The organism is Cryobacterium sp. TMT1-2-1, from assembly GCF_004403955.1.
Lineage (GTDB): Bacteria > Actinomycetota > Actinomycetes > Actinomycetales > Microbacteriaceae > Cryobacterium > Cryobacterium psychrotolerans.
In genome coordinates, this window is record NZ_SOHC01000083.1 from 24941 (window position 1) to 44471 (window position 19531).

At 69.9% G+C, this 19531-nt stretch carries 18 protein-coding genes; 15 read left to right on the top strand and 3 right to left on the bottom strand.

Features of this window, described 5'->3' with window-relative positions; translation table 11 throughout:
- Nucleotides 1-34 precede the first annotated feature (34 nt).
- The 5 genes from recA to dapF all read left to right on the top strand — a co-directional run bounded on the left by recA (nucleotide 35) and on the right by dapF (nucleotide 5432).
- A complete protein-coding gene (gene recA / locus E3T33_RS14880; protein WP_092323938.1) occupies nucleotides 35-1147 on the top strand; it encodes a recombinase RecA in 1113 nt (370 codons plus the stop codon).
- Between the two features lie 91 nt (nucleotides 1148-1238).
- Complete coding sequence (locus tag E3T33_RS14885) at nucleotides 1239-1865, top strand: regulatory protein RecX (protein WP_092323939.1); 627 nt, start codon at nucleotides 1239-1241, stop codon at nucleotides 1863-1865.
- A gap of 113 nt (nucleotides 1866-1978) precedes the next feature.
- Complete coding sequence (gene miaB, locus E3T33_RS14890; protein ID WP_134575695.1) at nucleotides 1979-3592, top strand: tRNA (N6-isopentenyl adenosine(37)-C2)-methylthiotransferase MiaB; 1614 nt, start codon at nucleotides 1979-1981, stop codon at nucleotides 3590-3592.
- Nucleotides 3589-4515: a tRNA (adenosine(37)-N6)-dimethylallyltransferase MiaA gene (miaA, locus tag E3T33_RS14895; protein WP_134575705.1), complete on the top strand. Its 927-nt coding sequence runs from the start codon at nucleotides 3589-3591 to the stop codon at nucleotides 4513-4515. Before miaB ends, miaA begins: the two co-directional genes overlap by 4 nt.
- A gap of 35 nt (nucleotides 4516-4550) precedes the next feature.
- Nucleotides 4551-5432, top strand: coding sequence for a diaminopimelate epimerase (gene dapF / locus E3T33_RS14900; RefSeq protein WP_092323941.1), 882 nt, complete (start codon nucleotides 4551-4553; stop codon nucleotides 5430-5432).
- A 109-nt stretch (nucleotides 5433-5541) separates the two neighbouring features.
- Here the strand turns inward: dapF and E3T33_RS14905 are convergent, their stop codons facing one another.
- On the bottom strand, nucleotides 5542-6174 hold the full coding sequence (locus E3T33_RS14905; RefSeq protein ID WP_134575697.1) for a methyltransferase: 633 nt from the start codon (nucleotides 6172-6174) through the stop codon (nucleotides 5542-5544).
- Nucleotides 6175-6216: 42 nt separating this feature from the next.
- Between E3T33_RS14905 and hflX the strand changes: the two genes are divergently transcribed.
- From hflX to metE, 3 genes are all read left to right on the top strand, one after another.
- A complete protein-coding gene (gene hflX / locus E3T33_RS14910; protein WP_134474171.1) occupies nucleotides 6217-7740 on the top strand; it encodes a GTPase HflX in 1524 nt (507 codons plus the stop codon).
- Nucleotides 7741-7979: 239 nt separating this feature from the next.
- Nucleotides 7980-9029, top strand: coding sequence for a methylenetetrahydrofolate reductase (locus tag E3T33_RS14915; RefSeq protein ID WP_134575699.1), 1050 nt, complete (start codon nucleotides 7980-7982; stop codon nucleotides 9027-9029).
- Complete coding sequence (metE, locus tag E3T33_RS14920) at nucleotides 9026-11359, top strand: 5-methyltetrahydropteroyltriglutamate--homocysteine S-methyltransferase (protein WP_092323946.1); 2334 nt, start codon at nucleotides 9026-9028, stop codon at nucleotides 11357-11359. The genes E3T33_RS14915 and metE overlap by 4 nt, the downstream gene beginning before the upstream one ends.
- Nucleotides 11360-11495: 136 nt before the next feature.
- Here the strand turns inward: metE and E3T33_RS14925 are convergent, their stop codons facing one another.
- Both E3T33_RS14925 and lexA read right to left on the bottom strand, forming a co-directional pair.
- Nucleotides 11496-12950 carry a glycosyltransferase family 2 protein gene (locus E3T33_RS14925; RefSeq protein ID WP_134575701.1) on the bottom strand — a complete coding sequence of 485 codons (1455 nt, stop codon included), beginning with the start codon at nucleotides 12948-12950 and terminating at the stop codon, nucleotides 11496-11498.
- A gap of 181 nt (nucleotides 12951-13131) precedes the next feature.
- A complete protein-coding gene (lexA, locus tag E3T33_RS14930; RefSeq protein WP_092323949.1) occupies nucleotides 13132-13833 on the bottom strand; it encodes a transcriptional repressor LexA in 702 nt (233 codons plus the stop codon).
- 280 nt (nucleotides 13834-14113) lie between these two features.
- On the opposite strand from lexA, the gene E3T33_RS14935 reads away from it, so the two are divergent.
- The 7 genes from E3T33_RS14935 to E3T33_RS14965 all read left to right on the top strand — a co-directional run.
- On the top strand, nucleotides 14114-14470 hold the full coding sequence (locus E3T33_RS14935; RefSeq protein ID WP_092323951.1) for a LysM peptidoglycan-binding domain-containing protein: 357 nt from the start codon (nucleotides 14114-14116) through the stop codon (nucleotides 14468-14470).
- Between the two features lie 40 nt (nucleotides 14471-14510).
- A complete protein-coding gene (locus E3T33_RS14940; protein WP_092323952.1) occupies nucleotides 14511-15596 on the top strand; it encodes a histidinol-phosphate transaminase in 1086 nt (361 codons plus the stop codon).
- Between the two features lie 9 nt (nucleotides 15597-15605).
- Nucleotides 15606-16226, top strand: coding sequence for an imidazoleglycerol-phosphate dehydratase HisB (gene hisB, locus E3T33_RS14945; RefSeq protein WP_092323954.1), 621 nt, complete (start codon nucleotides 15606-15608; stop codon nucleotides 16224-16226).
- Nucleotides 16223-16855 (top strand): imidazole glycerol phosphate synthase subunit HisH, encoded by a 633-nt coding sequence (gene hisH, locus E3T33_RS14950; protein WP_092323956.1) that lies wholly within the window; start codon nucleotides 16223-16225, stop codon nucleotides 16853-16855. The genes hisB and hisH overlap by 4 nt, the downstream gene beginning before the upstream one ends.
- A 63-nt stretch (nucleotides 16856-16918) precedes the next feature.
- Complete coding sequence (gene priA / locus E3T33_RS14955; RefSeq protein WP_092323957.1) at nucleotides 16919-17665, top strand: bifunctional 1-(5-phosphoribosyl)-5-((5-phosphoribosylamino)methylideneamino)imidazole-4-carboxamide isomerase/phosphoribosylanthranilate isomerase PriA; 747 nt, start codon at nucleotides 16919-16921, stop codon at nucleotides 17663-17665.
- The gene (locus E3T33_RS14960) at nucleotides 17649-18443 is read left to right on the top strand and encodes an SseB family protein (RefSeq protein ID WP_092323959.1); all 795 of its coding nucleotides are present in this window, start codon (nucleotides 17649-17651) and stop codon (nucleotides 18441-18443) included. The genes priA and E3T33_RS14960 overlap by 17 nt, the downstream gene beginning before the upstream one ends.
- A 32-nt stretch (nucleotides 18444-18475) precedes the next feature.
- The coding region (locus tag E3T33_RS14965; protein ID WP_134575703.1) for a DEAD/DEAH box helicase at nucleotides 18476-19531 on the top strand (1056 nt) is incomplete at its 3' end.

Consider the following 19531-nt stretch of genomic DNA (forward strand, 5'->3'; position numbering starts at 1 on the left):
AGGCGCCACAACGCATGACCGAAGGAGAACGACAATGGCATCAGCAGCAGATCGCGAGAAGGCCCTGGAAGCGGCACTCGCCCAGATCGACCGCCAGTTCGGCAAGGGCTCCGTCATGCGTCTGGGCAGTGACGAGCGCGCGCCCGTCGAAACCATCTCCACGGGGTCGATCGCCCTGGACGTCGCGCTCGGCATAGGCGGCCTGCCCCGCGGCCGCATCGTCGAGATCTACGGTCCTGAATCGTCCGGTAAGACCACACTCACCCTCCACGCCATCGCCAACGCCCAGAAGGGCGGCGGTATCGCGGCTTTCATCGACGCCGAACACGCGCTCGACCCGGAGTACGCCAGGAAGCTCGGCGTCGACATCGACGCGCTCCTCGTCTCCCAGCCCGACACGGGCGAGCAGGCCCTCGAGATCGCGGACATGCTCGTCCGCAGCGGGTCGATCGACCTGATCGTCATCGACTCCGTCGCGGCGCTCGTGCCTCGCGCCGAGATCGAGGGCGAAATGGGAGACTCGCACGTCGGCCTCCAGGCTCGGCTGATGTCCCAGGCCCTGCGCAAGCTCACCGGTGGGCTCAGCCAGACCAACACCACCATGATCTTCATCAACCAGTTGCGCGAGAAGATCGGCGTGTTCTTCGGCAGCCCGGAAACCACCGCCGGCGGCAAGGCGCTCAAGTTCTACGCCTCGGTGCGCCTCGACATCCGCCGGATCGAAACCCTGAAGGACGGCACCGAGGCCGTCGGTAACCGCACGAGGGTCAAGGTCGTCAAGAACAAGATGGCCCCGCCCTTCAAGCAGGCCGAATTCGACATCATCTACGGGGTCGGCATCTCCCGAGAGGGCAGCCTGATCGACTTCGGAGTGGACCAGGGCATCGTCAAGAAGTCCGGCGCCTGGTACACCTACGACGGAGACCAGCTCGGCCAGGGCAAGGAGAACTCGCGCAACTTCCTGCTCAAGAACCCGGACATGGCCAACGACATCGAGAAGAAGATCCTCATCAAGCTCGGTGTCGGCCCGGAGGGCATCGCCGCAGCCAAGGCCGCCAAGGACGCCGCCACGGCAGCCGCAGCCGCCGAGGGCGGCGCCAAGGTCGAGTCCATCCAGACGAAGCTCAGCGCCCGCAAGGGCGCCTAGCCCCGGCCCACGGCGCTGCACGGCCCCGGCCACTGCACGGCACGGCACGGCACGGCACCGAACGATTCAGCACGAGAGGCAGGTCACGGGCATGGTTCACTTCGAAGCATCAGATTCAGCGCAGGACGCGGCGCAGGACAGCACGATGGCGCCCGTGACCTACCTCCCCGGGGTCGTCCCGCCGGAAGACCCGGCCGCCGAGCAGGCCGCGCACGACGATGCGAGCGCGGAGCGCGAACGGGCCGAGAAGGTGCTGCTGCACCGGCTGCGGGGACGGTCGCTGTCCATCTCCGAGGCGCGCACGGTTCTTCGCACGACCGACATCGACCAGAACGAGGCCGAGGAGATCATCGAGCGTTTCGCGGAACTCCACTACATCGACGAGGAGAAACTCGCCGAGCAGATCATCCACAGCCACCACGAACGCAAGGGCCTCGGTCGAGCCGGGGTGCAGACGGAGATGCGCCGCCGGGGCCTCGACGCCAACCTGATCCTGGAAAAACTCGAAGAGCTGCCGGACGATGAGGCCGAGCGGGCGATCGAGATGGCCATCAAGCGGGTCGGGCAGCTCGAACGATTCGACGAGCAGACAATCGACCGCCGGCTCACCGGCTTCCTCATGCGCAAGGGCTACAGCTCCGGCGCCGTGCGGCTGGCCGTGAAGGCGGCGCTGGCGTCCCGGTCCGTCGGCAGACCCACGACCGTACGGTTCCGCTAGGCCCCCGGGCCGACGGGCCGATGGGCCGACGGGCTGACGGGCCGGAGAGTGCCGGATCCGGCTGGCGCGCGGCATCCGCCCCGCAAACGTAAACTAGACCCACTATGACCAGCATGACCGCAACACCCGCCCGTGCCACGACGCCCTCCACCGGGCCGACCGTGATCGCCCCGTCCGAGGCCGCCATTGACGCGGATGGCCGCGCGCGCAGCTATGAGGTGCGCACCTTCGGCTGCCAGATGAACGTGCACGACTCTGAGCGGCTCAGCGGCTCCCTCGAGGCGGCCGGCTACGTTCCCGCGAACGGCGTCGAAGCGGACATCGTCGTGCTCAATACCTGCGCCGTTCGGGAGAACGCAGACAACAAGCTGTACGGCAACCTCGGCCACCTCGCGTCCGTCAAGCGCCGCCACGAAGGCATGCAGATCGCCGTCGGCGGCTGCCTGGCCCAGAAGGACAAAGACACCATCCTGGCGAAGGCGCCCTGGGTGGACGTCGTCTTCGGCACCCACAACATGGGTGCCCTGCCCAGCCTGCTCGAGCGTGCCCGGCACAACGGGGAGGCCCAGCTGGAGATCCTCGAGTCCCTCGAGACGTTCCCGTCGACCCTGCCCACGAAGCGGGACTCCAGCTACAGCGGCTGGGTGTCCATCTCGGTCGGCTGCAACAACACCTGCACGTTCTGCATCGTCCCGGCGCTGCGCGGCAAGGAGAAGGACCGCCGTCCGGGGGAGGTCCTCGCGGAGATCCAGGCCCTCGTCGACGACGGCGCCATCGAGGTCACCCTCCTCGGCCAGAACGTCAACTCCTACGGCGTCGAATTCGGCGACCGGCTCGCATTCGGCAAGCTGCTGCGTGCGGCCGGCCGGATCGAGGGGCTGGAGCGCATCCGTTTCACCAGCCCGCATCCGGCGGCCTTCACCGACGACGTCATCGACGCCATGGCCGAGACCCCCGCGGTGATGCCCCAGTTGCATATGCCGCTGCAGTCCGGCTCCGACCGCGTCCTCAAAGCCATGCGCCGCTCCTACCGCTCCACGAAGTTCCTCGGCATCCTCGACCGGGTGCGGGCGCAGATGCCCGGCGCGGCGATCAGTACCGACATCATCGTCGGCTTCCCCGGCGAGACCGAGGAGGATTTCCAGGAGACCCTCCGCGTCGTTGAGTCGGCGCGCTTCGCGACCGCCTTCACCTTCCAGTACTCGATCCGCCCCGGCACGCCCGCGGCGACCATGGCCGACCAGGTCCCGAAGGCCGTCGTGCAGGAACGCTACGAACGCCTCGCCGCCCTGCAGGAACGCATCTCCTGGGAGGAGAACCAGAAGGTCGTCGGCCGCGAGGTCGAGCTCCTCGTCGCCAACGGCGAGGGACGCAAGGACGCCGACACCCACCGGCTCAGCGGGCGCGCGCCGGACAGCCGGCTCGTGCACTTCGACCTGCCCGACGGATCGCCCCGCCCCCGGCCCGGAGACATGGTCACCGTCACGGTCACCGAGGCGTTCCCGTTCCACCTGATCGCCGACTCCGCCGACTCCGCCCCGCTCCGCATCCGCCGCACCATCGCCGGGGACGCGTGGGACCGGCTCGAGGCCGAATCCTGCGGGGTTCCGGCGTCGCATGGCGCGGACAGTGCCGCCGGGCCGGTGTCGCTCGGACTGCCGACCCTGCGACCGGGCAGCGTCTCCGCCACCATTCCGATCTACGACGTCACCGACGGAGAGCGCTGACGCCCGTGCTCGTCGTCATCGTCGGGCCGACCGGCACCGGCAAATCCGAGCTGTCACTCGACCTGGCCGAGCGCCTTGCCGCCCGCGGACAGCCCGCGGAGATCGTCAACGCCGACGCCATGCAGCTCTACCGAGGCATGGACATCGGCACGGCGAAGCTTCCGGTGGCCGAGCGGCGCGGCATCCCGCACCACCTGCTCGACGTGCTCGCCGTCACCGACGAGGCCACGGTAGCCAACTACCAGCGGGATGCCCGGGCGGCCATCGACGAGATCTCCGCGCGCGGCGCCGTGCCGATCCTCGTCGGCGGCTCCGGGCTCTACATCTCCTCCGTCGTATACGACTTCCAGTTTCCCGGCACCGACCCCGCTCTCCGGGCCCGGCTCGAGGGGGAGCTGGCCGAGCAGGGGCCCGGCACCCTGTACGGCAGGCTGAAGGCCGTCGATCCGGAGGCCGCGGCCAGGATCGGCCCGAGCAACGGCCGCCGAATCGTGCGAGCCCTCGAAGTGGTTGAACTCACTGGGGCGCCGCATCGCGCCGCCCTGCCCGGCGAAGCGGTCTACTGGCGGCCGGCGGTCACCGTGGGTCTGCGGATGCCGCGTGAGGAACTCACCCAGCGCCTGGACGCACGCGTCGAAACCATGTGGGCCGACGGGCTCGTCGAGGAGGCGGAAAGGCTCATCCCATGCGGAATCGAGACGGGCGTGACGGCCAGCCGCGCCATCGGCTACGCCCAGGCCCTCGGCCAGCTGCACGGCACCCTCACCCGCGGGAAAGCCATCGAGACCACGCAGCAGTTCACCCGCCGCTACGCGAGGAGGCAGGTGAGCTGGTTCAAGCGCGACCCGCACACCCACTGGATCGACGCGCGGGCCGCCGACCGGTCGGAGCAGGCGCTGGGCCGCGTGGACCCGGCCACCTGAAGTCGCCCCTGAACCGGGCCGCCTAAACTGGCCTGATGGGCATCGATCTCAACTTCACCAAGGGCCAGGGCACTGGCAACGACTTCGTTCTCTTCGCCGACCCGGACGGGCTGATCGAGCTCACCCCGGAGCAGATCCGCGCCGTCTGCGACCGCCAGTTCGGCATCGGCGGCGACGGCATCATCCGCGCGGTCCGGTCGCGCAGCCTCCCCGACGGCGCCGCCGCGCTGGCCGAAGACGACCAGGCCGAATGGTTCATGGACTACTGGAACGCGGACGGAACGGTGTCGGAGATGTGCGGCAACGGCATCCGGGTCTACGCGCTCTATCTCGTCGAGCAGGGGCTCGCGCAGCTGGCCCCCGGCGAGACCCTCGCCATCGGAACGCGCGGGGGAGTGCGCGACCTGCAGCGGAACCAGTCGGGTTTCCAGGTCGACCTCGGGCGTTGGAGGCTCGCCGGGGGCGAACCCCTCGTGCGCGCGAAGAACCTGGCCGTGGCCCGCCCGGGCCTCGGCATCAACGTTGGCAACCCGCACGTCGTGGTCGCCCTCGCCGACTTCGACGAACTCGAGGCGGCCGACCTCGGCTACATCCCGCAACTCGACCCGGAACCGGTCGGCGGCACCAACGTCGAGTTCGTCGTCCCGCACGACCCGCTCGTCGTCGACGGTGTCGGCCGGATCCGGATGCGCGTGCACGAGCGCGGCAGCGGGGAGACGCTCTCCTGCGGTACCGGTGCCGTGGCCGCCGCGCTGGCCACCCGGCACTGGGCCGGCGCCGGTGCCCCCAACCAATGGCGCGTCGAGGTGCCCGGCGGCGTGCTCGGCGTGCGGATGTTCCCGGCCGAGGACGGCGAGCACGCGTCCCTCTCCGGGCCTGCCGTACTCGTCTTCGACGGGGTCTTCAGCCTCGGCTAAGCGACTGTTGGGGTCCAGCGAAGTGAGAGTCGCCGTTTGTGCCGAGAATCGCCGGTAGAACGGCGACTCTCGGCGGAAACGGCGATTGTCGACGGCAGACGGCGGCGGGTTAAGCGACGGCGCCGGGCGCCGACTCGCGCCGCTTCACCTGCAGCACCCGGAAACCCTTGCTGGTCGCGGTCCGGGCAACGGAGTACTCGGCGGACAGGTCGCCCTCGAGCCAGCGGTGGAGCGAATCAGAACCGAGGTTGCGCTGCACGACGAGCCAGGCATCCGCGTCGGTTTCGAGGCGGGGAAGCCAGGCCCGCAGCAGCGCGTGGAGTTCGCTCTTGCCCACCCGGATCGGCGGGTTGGACCAGATCGAGCGAAACATCACGTCGGCCGGAACATCGGCGGGCAGCACGGCCTTCACGTTCGTCAGGCCGAGCGCGGCCGCGTTCATCCGAACCAGCTCCAGCGCCCGCTCGTTCACGTCCACGGCCCACACGCTGGCGTGCGGGGAGCTCAGGGCCAGGTGCAGGGCGATCGGGCCCCAGCCGCAGCCGAGGTCAAGGAAGTTTCCCCCGGGCGGCGGCGTCGGCGTGTTCGCCAGCAGGACCTGGGTGCCGGTATCGATGTGGTCGGGGCTGAAGACAGCGTTCGCCGTGGTGACCTCGTACGGGTGCCCGGCCAGTTCCACCGTCACCTTTCGCAGTTTCAGCGCGCTGTCGGGCGTTGCGGAAAAGTAATGCTCTGGTGCCATAGAAGAGAACGTATCGCTTATGGAGGAACTAGGGTTAAAGGGATGACTGAACCAGAAGTGCCGCAGAGCGACGACGTAGTAGCGCGGGTGCTTGCCAGTGCCGAGACCCGGGCCTCCGGCTATGCCCTCTTCCGGAGCGGCTCCGCGCAGGCGCTGCAGGGAGAAACCTCCACCGGCGAGCATGACGGCGAGCAGCAGGACCGGGAAGACCGCAACGCGCTCCGCCGCGTGCCCAGCCTCTCCACCGAGCTTGAAGACGTCACCGAGGTTGAATACCGCCAGTTGCGCCTGGAGAACGTCGTCCTGATCGGCCTGTACACCCAGGGCACCGTCGCGGACGCCGAGAACTCGATGCGGGAGCTCGCGGCGCTGGCCGAAACCGCCGGCGCGACCGTGCTCGACGGTCTGATGCAGCGCCGGGCCAAGCCCGACGCCAGCACCTACCTCGGCAAGGGCAAGGCGGAGGAACTGGCCGGGATCGTGCAGGCCATGGGCGCGGACACCGTCATCGCCGACACCGAACTGGCCCCGAGTCAGCGGCGCGCGCTCGAGGATGTCGTCAAGGTCAAGGTCATCGACCGCACCGCCGTCATCCTCGACATCTTCAGCCAGCACGCGAAGAGCCGCGAGGGCAAGGCCCAGGTCGAACTAGCCCAGCTCGAATACCTCCTGCCGCGACTGCGCGGGTGGGGTGACTCCATGTCCCGCCAGGCCGGCGGCCAGGTGGGTGGGGCCGGGGCCGGCATGGGCTCCCGTGGACCCGGTGAAACGAAGATCGAGCTGGACCGCCGGCGCATCCACACGCGCATGTCCAGGCTGCGCAAGCAGATCCTCGAAATGAAACCGGCCCGCGAAGCGAAGCGGGCAAACCGCAAGCGCAACGCCGTGCCCTCGGTCGCCATCGTCGGCTACACCAACGCCGGCAAGTCGAGCCTGCTCAACCGGATCACCCGCGCCGGCGTGCTCGTCGACAACTCGCTGTTCGCCACCCTCGACGCCACCGTGCGCAAGTCCACCACCGCCGACGGCCGGCTGTACACGCTGACCGACACCGTCGGCTTCGTGCGCAACCTGCCGCACCAGCTCGTCGAGGCCTTCCGCTCCACGCTCGAAGAGGTCGCCGACGCCGACGTCATCGTTCACGTCGTCGACGCCTCCCACCCCGACCCGGTCAGCCAGCTCGCCACGGTTCGCGACGTGATCGGCGAGGTCGGCGCCCGGGACATCCCGGAACTCGTCGTCTTCAACAAGAGCGATCTCATTGCCGACGACGACCGCCTGGTGCTGCGCGGCCTCCAGCCTCGCGCGATCTTCGTCTCGGCACACAGCGGCGAGGGCATCGAGGAGCTCCTGGCCGCGATCGCCGAGATCCTGCCGAGCCCGCAGATCGAACTCGACCTGCTGATTCCCTACGAGCGCGGCGACCTCATCGCCCTGTTGCACGACCAGGGCCGCGTGCTCTCCACCGTGTACGCCGAGACCGGAAGCCAGGTCAAGGCCCTCGTCACGCCGGAGATCCAGGCTCAGTTCACGCCGTTCCTCAGCGTCCCCGCCATCGCGGGCTGACAACCTCAGGCCGTCGCGTAACCCGCCCGGCCTGAAACATACAGACACACTCCAGCCTCACCCGATCGGGCGTTGTTAGAGTCTCTTTCAATCGTTGCCGCCGGGATTGCCGGCCGGCATGGAGCGACAGCCGAGCCCGGCACCCGCCCGCGAGCACCCGCCAGACCTACCTGGCGGTCCGCGGCCGCCCGGCCATTTCAGTGCTCGTTACTACCGTGCTTCTGCCGAATGAGGGAACAATGACCGAGACGACGACGACGACGCGAACGCGCGGCCGGCGCATTCCGTTCTCGTTCGAGCTGTACCCGCCCAAGTCCGAGGCCGCCTCGACCGCGCTCACCCACACGATCGACCGTCTCGCCGCGGCCGGGCCCGACTTCATCTCGGTCACGTACGGGGCGAACGGCTCCTCGCGCACCTCCTCGCTCGACGTGCTCCGCTACATCCTGGACGCCACCGGGGTCGACCCGATGGCCCACCTGACCTGCGTGGGCTCCTCGGCCGCCGAGGCGAGTCGGCTGATCCGGGAGTTCCTCGACGCCGGCGTGCGGAGCTTTCTCGCCCTGCGCGGCGACCCACCGCAGGGTGTCGACGAAGGGGAGACCTTCCTCGGCGACCTCGGCAGTGCCGCCGAACTCGTGCAGCTGATCCACCGGGTGCAGGCCGAACGGGTGCCCTATCGCGAAACCGTCATCCCCGGCCTGCCCGGCGCCCGCGCCGTCAAGACCGAACGGGAGAAGGTACGGATCGCCGTGGCCGCGTTCCCCAACGGCCACCCGCGATCCCGGTCGACGTCCCAGGACATCGACACCCTGCTGGCCAAGCAGGCCGCCGGGGCCAACCTCGCGATCACCCAGTTGTTCTTCCACGCCGACCACTACCTCAGCTTCATCCACCGTGCCCGCGAGGCCGGTGTCGAGTTCCCCATCCTGCCAGGAATCATGCCCGTCACCAGCCCCAACCGGCTCCGGCGCATCCTGGAACTGTCCGGCGAGGAGGAGCCGGCCGACCTGTCGATCCAGCTGCAGGTCGAGCCCACCGAACAGGGCCAGCGCGAAATCGGGATCACCCACGCCGTGGGACTCGCCAGGGAACTGATCGCCGGCGGCGCCCCCGGCCTGCACCTCTACGCCTTCAACCAGCACGAAACCGTGCTGGCCGTGCTCGAGGGGTGCGGGGCGCTCCCCGCCTCCTCCCCGCACGCGGCCACCCAGATCACGGCCGCGCAACGTACGGCCCACCGACCCACATCCACCGGACACACCCACCCCGTCAAGGAGTCAGCATGACGAACACGCCCGCATTCCCCACCGGCACCATCCTCGGCTACCCGCGCATCGGGCGCCGGCGAGAACTGAAGAAGGCGGTCGAGGCCTTCTGGGCCGGCTCGCTCAGCGCCGACGACCTCGAGGCGACCGCAGCAGGGCTCCGCCAGTCCACCAGGGAACGCCTCGCCGGCCTGGGCCTGGCCCGCGCCGACTCGTCCATCCCGGAGAGCTTTTCCTACTACGACCAGGTGCTGGATGCCCTCTGCACGGTGGGCGCCGTGCCGACACGGTTCGCCGGCCTCGTCGACGCCGACGGACGGATCGACCTGGCCGGGTACTTCACCCTGGCCCGCGGCGAGGGCGAGCACGCCCCGCTCGAAATGACCAAGTGGTTCGACTCGAACTACCACTACCTCGTTCCCGAGATCGGCCCGGAGACGGATTTCCGTCTGGCGAGCGACCGCATCGTGCGCGAATTCGAGGAGGCCAGGGCCGCCGGATTCCTGACCCGCCCGGTCATCGTCGGCCCGGTGACGTTCCTGCTGCTCAGCAAGCCCAGCGACGGCGCCCCCGCGGACTTCCAGCCGCTCGACCGGCTGGGCGACCTGCTTCCCGTCTACGCGGCGCTCGTGTCCAGGCTCGCCGCGGCCGGCGCCGACTGGGTGCAGCTGGACGAGCCGGCCCTCGTCAGCGAGAGCATCGAGACGCCCCGGGCCGAGGTCCTCGGCGCCGTCGAGTTCGCCTACGCGACCCTCGGCCGCCTGGCCGAGCGCCCGGCGATCTTCGTCGCCGCGCCGTATGGCAGCCTCGACGACGCGCTCCCGGTCCTCGCGGGAAGCCCGGTCGAGGCGATCGGCCTGGACCTCGTGCGCGGCAGCATCCCCGCCGCCGTCCCCGGACTGTCCGAGAAGACCCTCGTCGCCGGGGTCATCGACGGCCACAACATCTGGCGCGGCGACCTCGCCGGTGCCTTCGACGCCGCGGCACGCCTCCTGGACCTGTCGCCGAACGTCGCGGTGTCCACGTCCACCTCGCTGCTGCACGTTCCGCATGACGTCGAGGACGAGTCATCCCTCGGCGCAGACCTGAAGGGCTGGCTCGCCTTCGCCGACCAGAAGGTCGGCCAGGTTGCCGCCCTCGCCCTCGGCCTGGCCGACGGCCGGGCCGCCATCCAGCCCGTCCTGGACGCCGCCACGGCGGCCCTCGAGGCCCGTCGAACCGCCCCCGGCGTGCGCGACGGTGCCGTGCGCTCGCGCGCCGAGGCGCTGACCGAGGCCGACTTCTCCCGCGGCGACTACGCCATCCGCCTGGCCGAGCAGGACAAGGCGCTGGGCCTGCCGCTGCTGCCCACGACGACGATCGGCTCCTTCCCGCAGACCGGGGAGATCCGCCGCGCCCGCGCCCAGTTCCTCAAGGGGACCCTCACGGCCGACGAGTACCGCGACCTCATGCGCGCCGAGATCTCCCGCGTGGTCGACCTGCAGGAGGAGATTGGCCTCGATGTCATCGTGCATGGCGAGCCAGAGCGCAACGACATGGTGCAGTACTTCGCCGAGAACCTCGACGGCTTCGCGGTCACCGAGAACGGCTGGGTGCAGTCCTACGGGAGCCGCTGTACGCGCCCGTCCATCCTCTGGGGCGACGTGTCCCGGCCGAAGGCGATCACGGTCGAGTGGTCGAGCTACACGCAGGGCCTGACCGCAAAGCCGGTCAAGGGCATGCTGACCGGACCGGTCACGATCCTCGCCTGGTCGTTCGTGCGCGACGACCAGCCGCTCGGTGACACCGCGCGCCAGGTCGCCCTGGCGCTCCGCGACGAGATCGCCGACCTCGAGGCCGCCGGGATCGGCGTCGTGCAGGTCGACGAGCCGGCGCTGCGGGAGCTGTTGCCGCTGAAGAAGAAGGACCACGCCGCCTACCTCGACTGGTCGGTGGGATCCTTCCGCCTGGCCACCGCAGGGGTGGCCGCCCGGACCCAGATCCACACCCACCTCTGCTACTCGGAATTCGGCGTGGTGATCGACGCCATCCGCAACCTGGACGCCGACGTCACGAGCATCGAGGCGGCCCGGTCGCGGATGGAGGTCGTCGGCGACATCCAGTCGCACGGCTTCGACCACGGCATCGGACCGGGCGTGTGGGACATCCACTCGCCGCGCGTGCCAAGCGTCGCCGAGCTGACCGAGCTGCTCGAAGTTGCCGTGGCCGGGATCCCCGCCCGCCAGCTCTGGGTCAACCCGGACTGCGGGCTGAAGACCCGCGGCTACGAGGAGACCGTGGCGTCGCTGCGGAACATGCTCGAGGCGACCCGGATCGTGCGCGCCGAGCTCGGCGCCCGCCAGCCGGCCTAGCCCCGCGACCCCACTCGCCGCGACCCACCTCGCCGAACCGTGAGTTTGGCACCTTCCCGAGCCCGACGAAGGTGCCGAACTCACGGTTCGCCGAGGCAGGGCGGGGCGCGAGGGCGGGTGACGAGTAGCGGGGAGGCTACTTCCAGCGGCGGGAGGTCCCGGCGAGGAACTGCGCGTAACCCGCGATGGAAGCCGTCGAGCAGAGCACCTGGTAGAGGACGAGGAAGGCGAGGTAACCGGTGAGGTTGCGCCGCACGCCCAGTCCCAGCGGACCGAACACCCAGCGGCGCTGGTAGCGCCGAAGGGCTCCGTAGATGATCAGCGTCATCGGGATGACGGTGAGGGCCCAGGCCGACACGATCGCCGGGTAGCCGAACAGGAACAGTACCAGGCCCGGCAGCCAGATCAGGGCGTAGCCGATGTCCAGCAGCGGGATCAGGAGATCGATGGCGGCGATCATTCCGGCCAGCCGTCGGCTCTGGCGCCAGGGCGGGACGGTGCGGAGGCCCTCGAACATGCCTCTCGCCCACCGGGCGCGCTGCCGCATGAAGTGCGCGACCCGGGCGGGGGCGTCGGTGAAGGCGACGGCCGTGGGCTCGAAGATGACCCGCCCGCCCTGTGCGAGCAGCTTCCAGGTCACGACGATGTCTTCGCCGATGGCATCCGGCCAGCCGCCGATCTCCCGCATCTGCTCGGTCCTATAGACGGAGAATGCGCCCTGGGCCACGAGGGTGGCCTGGTACATGCCCTGCATGCGTTTCACGGCGGCGATGCCGAGGAAGTAGTCCCATTCCTGCATGCGAGTGAGCAGGTTGGTGCGCGAGTTGCGCACGAGCACCGTGCCGGCCACGGCTACCGTTGCCACCGGCGCGGATTCGAGCCGGGAGATCAGCCGGCGGAGGGCCTCCCGGTGAAGCAGGGTGTCGGCATCCACGGTGATGACGTACGGCGTCTCCACCAACTGGAGCGCCGTGTTCAGGGCATAGGACTTGCCGGGGCGGCTCTCGTAGGCGACCGCGAGGCTGACACCGAATTCCGCGGCCGCGCGGACAGCGATTTCGGCGGTGGCATCGGTCGAGCCGTTGTCGGCCAGGATGACGGTGACGTCCCCGGCGTAGTCGCTCTCGCCGATGCAGCGGATTGTCTCCGCCATCCCGTTCTCTTCGTTCCACGCGGCCACGATGATCGTCAGCGGCGAGGTCGGATTGCTGACGGTGCGCGGCGGCTGGCGGTCGAGGATGAGGGACATCGCCATCAACGCCACGACGTAGCCGGGCAGGTAGGCCACCAGGGCCACGATGATCCAGGCGGCCGGCGCCCCGATGTCGCGCGAAAGGTCAACTATCCAGGGGAGGGAAAACCAGAAAGCGAGGCCGGTCCAGAGCCCTGCGAAGGTGACGGCGATAGCGAACTTGACGGAGACACTCAGGTAGAACCGCCGGTAGCCCTCCGGCAGCGGCAGCGGCTGCGGCGACGGCGACGGCGTCGGTGCTGGTGACGGTGGCTGTGATGCGGCGGAGGCGGAACCGGGGGATTCCGGGGTGAGCGTTTGCCGCGCCTCGGGCACGATGCGAGACGTTTGCGCGGGCATGGACTTCCTCGATTTCGGGCGGCCCGCAATCGGCCTCCAGCGGATCACCTGAACGGGAAGCACTCACCACATTCGGTGCGCGCCGCCGTTCCAGACTATGGCTGCCGAGTGGGCTGCGGGCGCGCACGGCGGCACCACTTCGGGGCGATCCGGGCGCGTCGCACAGCGCCCGGATCGTCGTTTATACCGAACGCAGCACGGCCACGACCTTGCCCAGGATCTCGGCGTGGTCGCCCACAATCGGTTCGAAGTTGGTGTTGCGCGGGAGCAGCCAGATGTGGCCGTCGCGCTGGCGGAAGACCTTGACCGTCGCCTCGCCGTCGAGCATCGCCGCGACGATTTCGCCGTTCTCCGCGTTCTTCTGCTGGCGTACGACGACCCAGTCGCCGTCGCAGATCGCGGCGTCGATCATCGATTCGCCGATCACCTTGAGCATGAACAGCTCGCCCTTGCCCACGAGCTGGCGGGGGAGCGGAAAGATCTCATCGATCATCTGGTCGGCCATGATCGGCACGCCGGCGGCGATGCGGCCGACCAGCGGCACCATGACGGCGTCGCCGACCTGCAGGCCGGACTGGAAGTTCTCCGTGGAGCCGGCCGCCACATCGTCGGGTGACTGCGGGAGCTCGATCAGCACCTCGATGGCGCGGGGACGGTTCGGGTCGCGGCGCAGGTATCCGCTCAGCTCGAGCTGGTTGAGCTGGTGCGTGACGCTCGAGAGGGATGAGAGGCCCACCGCGTCGCCGATCTCGCGCATGCTCGGCGGATAGCCGCGCTGGCTGACCGAGCGCTGGATGACATCCAGGATGGCGAGTTGCTTTTCGCTCAGGCTCTTGCGCCGACGGGTGCCGCCCTTCTCGCGGGAACCGGTGTCCTTGCTCACGTTCGTGCTCCTCGTGCCGGTCCGCAGACGGGGGGATGACCCTCGCGGAGGAATGTCGGTGGTGTCTGGTTGAGTTCAAAACGAACAATCTGACACTCGAAACTGTATCCGGCATAACCCCCGATAACAAAGATGTATTCGAGTGTGTCGCGGGTCTCATTCGGGTTACAACCGTAAATGTGCTTGATTGTTCGAACATTCGAAGATACATTCGGAACATAGGTTCGCATCCGGTCCTCCCGGCCGAGGGCCGGATGCGTTATCAACCAGGAGGTTCGACATGAACGCAGCAGTCAGCACGTCCACCCATCTGCGCCTCACCCGCCGCGGCCGCGTCGTGTTCACCACGCTCGCAGCGCTGCCCCTCGTCGCCGTCGCGCTCGTCGTCGCCCTCAACGGCGGCATGGCGTCCGCCGAGGGCGCGAGCGATTCCACGGGAGCCGACACGGCCGGCGTGGGGAGCGTTGAATTCGACTACGTCACCATCAACCCGGGCCAGTCCCTCTGGCAGCTGGCCGAGTCCCTCGCACCGACCAGCGATCCTCGCGACCTGATCGCGGAGATCGTCAGCCTCAACCAGCTCACCTCCGAGAGCGTGCAGTCCGGGCAGCGCCTGGCCCTGCCGGCCGGCCTGTAGCCACGGCGTCCGTCCGCGGGCCGCGGCTAAGATCGAGCAGGTGACGAACCTCAGTGATCTCCCCCTCCGCGACGACCTGCGCGGCCTCACCCCGTACGGTGCGCCCCAGCTGCACGTGCCCGTGGCGCTCAACGTCAACGAGAACACGCACCCCATCCCGGAGCCGGTCGCCCGCGACATCGTGGCGGCATTGGCCAGGGCCGTGTCCACGGTGAACCGGTACCCCGATCGCGAGTTCACCGAGCTGCGCGAGAGCCTGGCCGGCTACCTCGGACACGGGCTCACCCGGGAAAACATCTGGGCGGCCAACGGCTCCAACGAGGTCCTGCAGCAGGTGCTTCAAGCCTTCGGCGGCCCCGGCCGTTCGGTCCTCGGCTTCGCGCCCACGTACTCGATGTACTCCATCCTCGCGTCCGGAACCGGCACGCGCTGGATCGCCGGCGACCGCGACCCGGATTACGAACTCACGCCGGCCACCGCCGTCCGGTGGGTACGGGAGACCACCCCCGACCTCGTGTTCCTCTGCTCGCCCAACAACCCGACCGGCACGCCCCTCTCCCTCGACACGATCGCGGCCGTGTATGACGCGACCGACGGCATCGTCGTCGTCGACGAGGCCTACGCGGAGTTCGCGCCCGTCGGCGCGCCGAGCGCCCTCACCCTTCTCGCCGGGCGCGAGCGGCTGCTCGTCTCCCGCACGATGAGCAAGGCCTTCGCCTTCGCCGGCGCTCGGGTCGGCTACCTCGCCGCCGATCCGGCCGTCACGGATGCGCTGCGACTGGTGCGCCTCCCGTACCACCTGTCCGCGCTGACGCAGGCGGCCGCGTGCGCCGCCCTGGCGCACACCCCCGAGATGCTGGCGATGGTGGAGGACATCCGCGACCAGCGCGACCGGCTCGTCACCGAGCTGACCAGGCTCGGCTTCACTCCGTACCGCAGCGGCAGCAACTTCGTGTTGTTCGGGGGAGTGGCCGACCCGCGGGCGACCTTCGACGCGCTGCTGGCCGAGGGCATCCTCATCCGGGATGTCGGCATCCCCGGCCACCTTCGCGTGACCGCCGGCACCGAAGCCGAGACGACGTCATTCCTTGACGCTCTGGCACGCCGCGGTCCCGCCGCCGAATAAACTAGGCGTATGAGCTCATCCACTCCGTCCTCGCCCCGCGTCGCTCAGCTTCACCGGGAGACGAGCGAATCGAGCATCGAACTCTCCCTCAACCTCGACGGGACCGGGGTCGGCGACATCCAGACCTCGGTGCCCTTCTTCGACCACCTGCTGACGGCGTTCGCGAAGCACTCCCTGACCGACCTCACCGTGCGTGCGCGCGGCGACATCGAAATCGACGTGCACCACACCGTCGAGGACATCGGAATCGTGCTCGGCCAGGCGATCAAGCAGGCTCTCGGCGACAAGTCCGGCATCTCCCGGTACGGTGACGCCCTCGTGCCGCTGGACGAGGCCCTCGTGCAGGCGGTCGTGGACATCTCCGGGCGGCCGTACCTCGTGCACACGGGCGAGCCCGCAGGCTTCGAGTTCCACCTCATCGGCGGGCACTTCACCGGGTCGATGGTGCGGCACGTCTTCGAGGCCATCAGCTTCCACGCCGCCCTGACCGTGCACGTCACCGTCCTGGGCGGGCGCGACCCGCACCACATCGCCGAAGCGGAATTCAAGGCGTTCGCCCGCGCGTTCCGCCAGGCCAAGGCGATGGACCCGCTCGTCTCGGGCATCCCGTCGACCAAGGGCGCCCTGTGACCTCCGTCGTCGTGTTCGACTACGGCACGGGCAACGTGCACTCCGCTGTGAAGGCGCTCGAGCTGGCCGGGGCGGAGGTGACGCTGACCGCTGACCGCCGACAGGCGCTCGAGGCCGACGGCCTCGTCGTGCCCGGCGTGGGCGCGTTCAGCGCGGTGATGGCCGCACTCAAGGCCGTGCGCGGCGACGACATCATCGACCACCGGCTCGCCGGCGGCCGACCGGTGCTGGGGATCTGCGTGGGCATGCAGGTCATGTTCGAGCACGGCGTCGAACGCGGCGTCGACACCGAGGGTCTCGGCGAGTGGCCGGGTACCGTCACGCAGCTGAAGGCCCCCGTGCTGCCGCACATGGGCTGGAACACCATCACACCCGACACCGACTCCGTACTGTTTCGCGGCCTCGAAGAGGAACGCTTCTACTTCGTTCATTCCTACGCAGCGCAGGAGTGGACGCTCGACGTCATGCCGCCCTTCCCGCGGCCCCGCCTGACCTGGGCCGATCACGGAGGACCCTTCCTCGCCGCGGTCGAGAACGGACCGCTGTCGGCGACCCAGTTCCACCCGGAGAAGTCCGGCGAAGCGGGCATCCGCCTGCTGTCGAACTGGCTCGGCTCGCTCCGCGACTAGCCCCCCACAGTTCATCCGCGCCGCCGAAACCGGCGGCCACCCCGAGCAAGGACACCGCACACCATGAGCGAACTCGTCAGCACCCCGCGCCTCATCCTCCTTCCGGCCGTCGATGTGGCCGACGGCAAGGCCGTCCGACTCACCCAGGGGGAGGCCGGCACGGAAACCAACTACGGCGACCCCGTGGATGCCGCCGCCGACTGGGCGGCTCAGGGCGCGGAATGGATCCACCTCGTCGACCTCGACGCCGCCTTCGGCCGCGGCAACAACACCGACGTGATCCGGAAGGTCATCGGCCACCTGGATGGCGTCAACGTCGAGCTGTCCGGCGGCATCCGCGACGACGCCTCGCTCGAGGCGGCCCTCGGCGCCGGGGTGCGCCGGATCAACCTGGGTACCGCGGCGCTGGAAAACCCGGAGTGGGCCGCCTCGGTCATCGCGCAGCACGGCGACGCCATCGCGGTCGGCCTGGACGTGCGCGGCACGACGCTGGCCGCGCGCGGCTGGACGAAGGAGGGCGGCGACCTCTGGGAGGTTCTCGAACGCCTCGAAGAGGCCGGCTGCACCCGGTACGTCGTCACCGACGTCACCAAGGACGGCACCCTGCAGGGCCCCAACATCGAACTGCTCCGCCAGGTCCTGGAGCGCACCGACCGCCCGGTGATCGCCTCCGGCGGCATCTCGAGCCTCGCCGACATCGCCGCCCTCCGCGAACTCGTTCCGCTCGGCCTCGAGGGCGCGATCGTGGGCAAGGCCCTCTACGCGGGCGCCTTCACCCTGGGTGAGGCACTGGATGTCGCGGGCGACTAACCTCGGATCCACCGGCCGGCCCGACGGTCCGGCCGACTCGGCCGGGCAGCCCTGGGCCGGGCGAGAGTTCCGGGCGAATACGAGCGCCGAAGACGACGGATCGGCGCCGGAGCACCTGCTCGAGGCGCTCCGCCGGTTCCGCGCCCGCGAGACCGGCGAGGAGAGCGTGATCGACGCCATCCGGGACTCCCGCCTGCTCGTGCCGCTCGTGACGGAGCTGGGGGAGTCCGGCACCACCGCCGGTGGGCTCACGATCGACAAGAGCCAGGAGCTCTCGATCATCACCGTGGCCGGCCCGGACGGCCGGAACGTGCTGCCCGTCTTCACCTCGGCTGCCGCGATGGCCGCGTGGAATGCCGAGGCCCGGCCGGTGCCCTCCGACGCGAACCGGGTGGCCCTCGCCGCCGCCCAGGAGAACACCGACCTGGTCGTGCTCGACCCGACCTCGGCCACCGAATTCGTGATCCGGCGCCCGGCGCTCTGGGCGATCGCCCAGTCGCAGCCGTGGCTGCCCAGCTACGCGAGCCGGCCGGTGGCGGATGCCTTCGCCGCCTCCATCGCGACCGAGCTGTCCGTGCTCTCCGTCGCGCTCGGCGCCGGGGACCCCGACGCCCGCCTCGACGGGCCGGAACTGGTCGTGCGGCTGGAACTGGTCGACGGCCTGACCCAGGCCGAACTCGACGCCACCCTCGCCCGGCTGGCAGCGCGCTGGGCCGCGGACGACGTCATCGCGACGTCCGTCGACTCGCTCCGCGTGCAACTGGTCGCCTCGAGCTAGGAGTTGTCGGTGGGATCGGCAAAGATGAGCAGATGAACGAGGTGCTCGGACGCTTCTCGCCGGCCACCCGGGCGTGGTTCCGGGAAGCGTTCGCCGCGCCCACGGCCGCACAGCTCGGGGCCTGGGATGCGATTTCCCGCGGCTCGCACGCGCTGGTCGTCGCGCCGACCGGGTCGGGCAAGACCCTCGCCGCGTTCCTCTGGGCGATTGACCGCCTCGCGGCCGCCCCGCCGGCCGCCGGGGGCGCGGCGCCGGGCACCCGGGTGCTCTACATCTCCCCGCTCAAGGCCCTCGGCGTCGACGTCGAGCGCAACCTTCGCGCACCGCTCGTCGGGATAACCCGGGCCGCCGCACGGCTCGGCTCCGAACCGCCGCGGGTGAGCGTGGGCGTGCGTTCGGGAGACACCCCCGCCGCCGAGCGGCGGGCGCTGGTCAAGACGCCGCCGGACATCCTCATCACCACGCCCGAGTCGCTCTTCCTCATGCTCACCTCCGCGGCCCGCGACTCCCTGCGCGGCGTCGACACGGTCATCGTCGACGAGGTGCATGCGGTGGCCGCGAGCAAACGCGGGGCGCACCTCGCCCTGTCGCTCGAGCGGCTCGACGCTCTGCTGGCGAAACCGGCGCAACGCATCGGGCTCTCCGCCACGGTGCGGCCGGCCGCCGAGGTGGCCCGGTTCCTCGGTGGGGCGGCGCCGGTCGAGATCGTCGCGCCGGCCTCGGGCAAACGGTTCGACCTGCGGGTGGTGGTCCCGGTCGAGGACATGAGCCGGCTCGGCGCCGCCCCGCCGCGGGAGGGAACGCCGGGCGGGGGACAGCCACGTGAGGGATCGGCGGCATCCGTGCTCCAGTCCGGCTCGATCTGGCCGCACGTCGAGGAGGCCATCGTCGACCAGGTGCTCGCGCACACGTCTTCGATCGTCTTCGCGAACTCCCGGCGCCTCGCCGAGCGGCTGACCGCGCGCTTCAACGAGATCTACGCCGGGCGGATGGCGTGGGCCGAGGCCGACGCGCCGGTCACGGCCGGCGCGTCCGCCTGGCCGGCGGCGTCCGTCGCGACGGCGAACGCCACGGCGACGGCCGCGCCT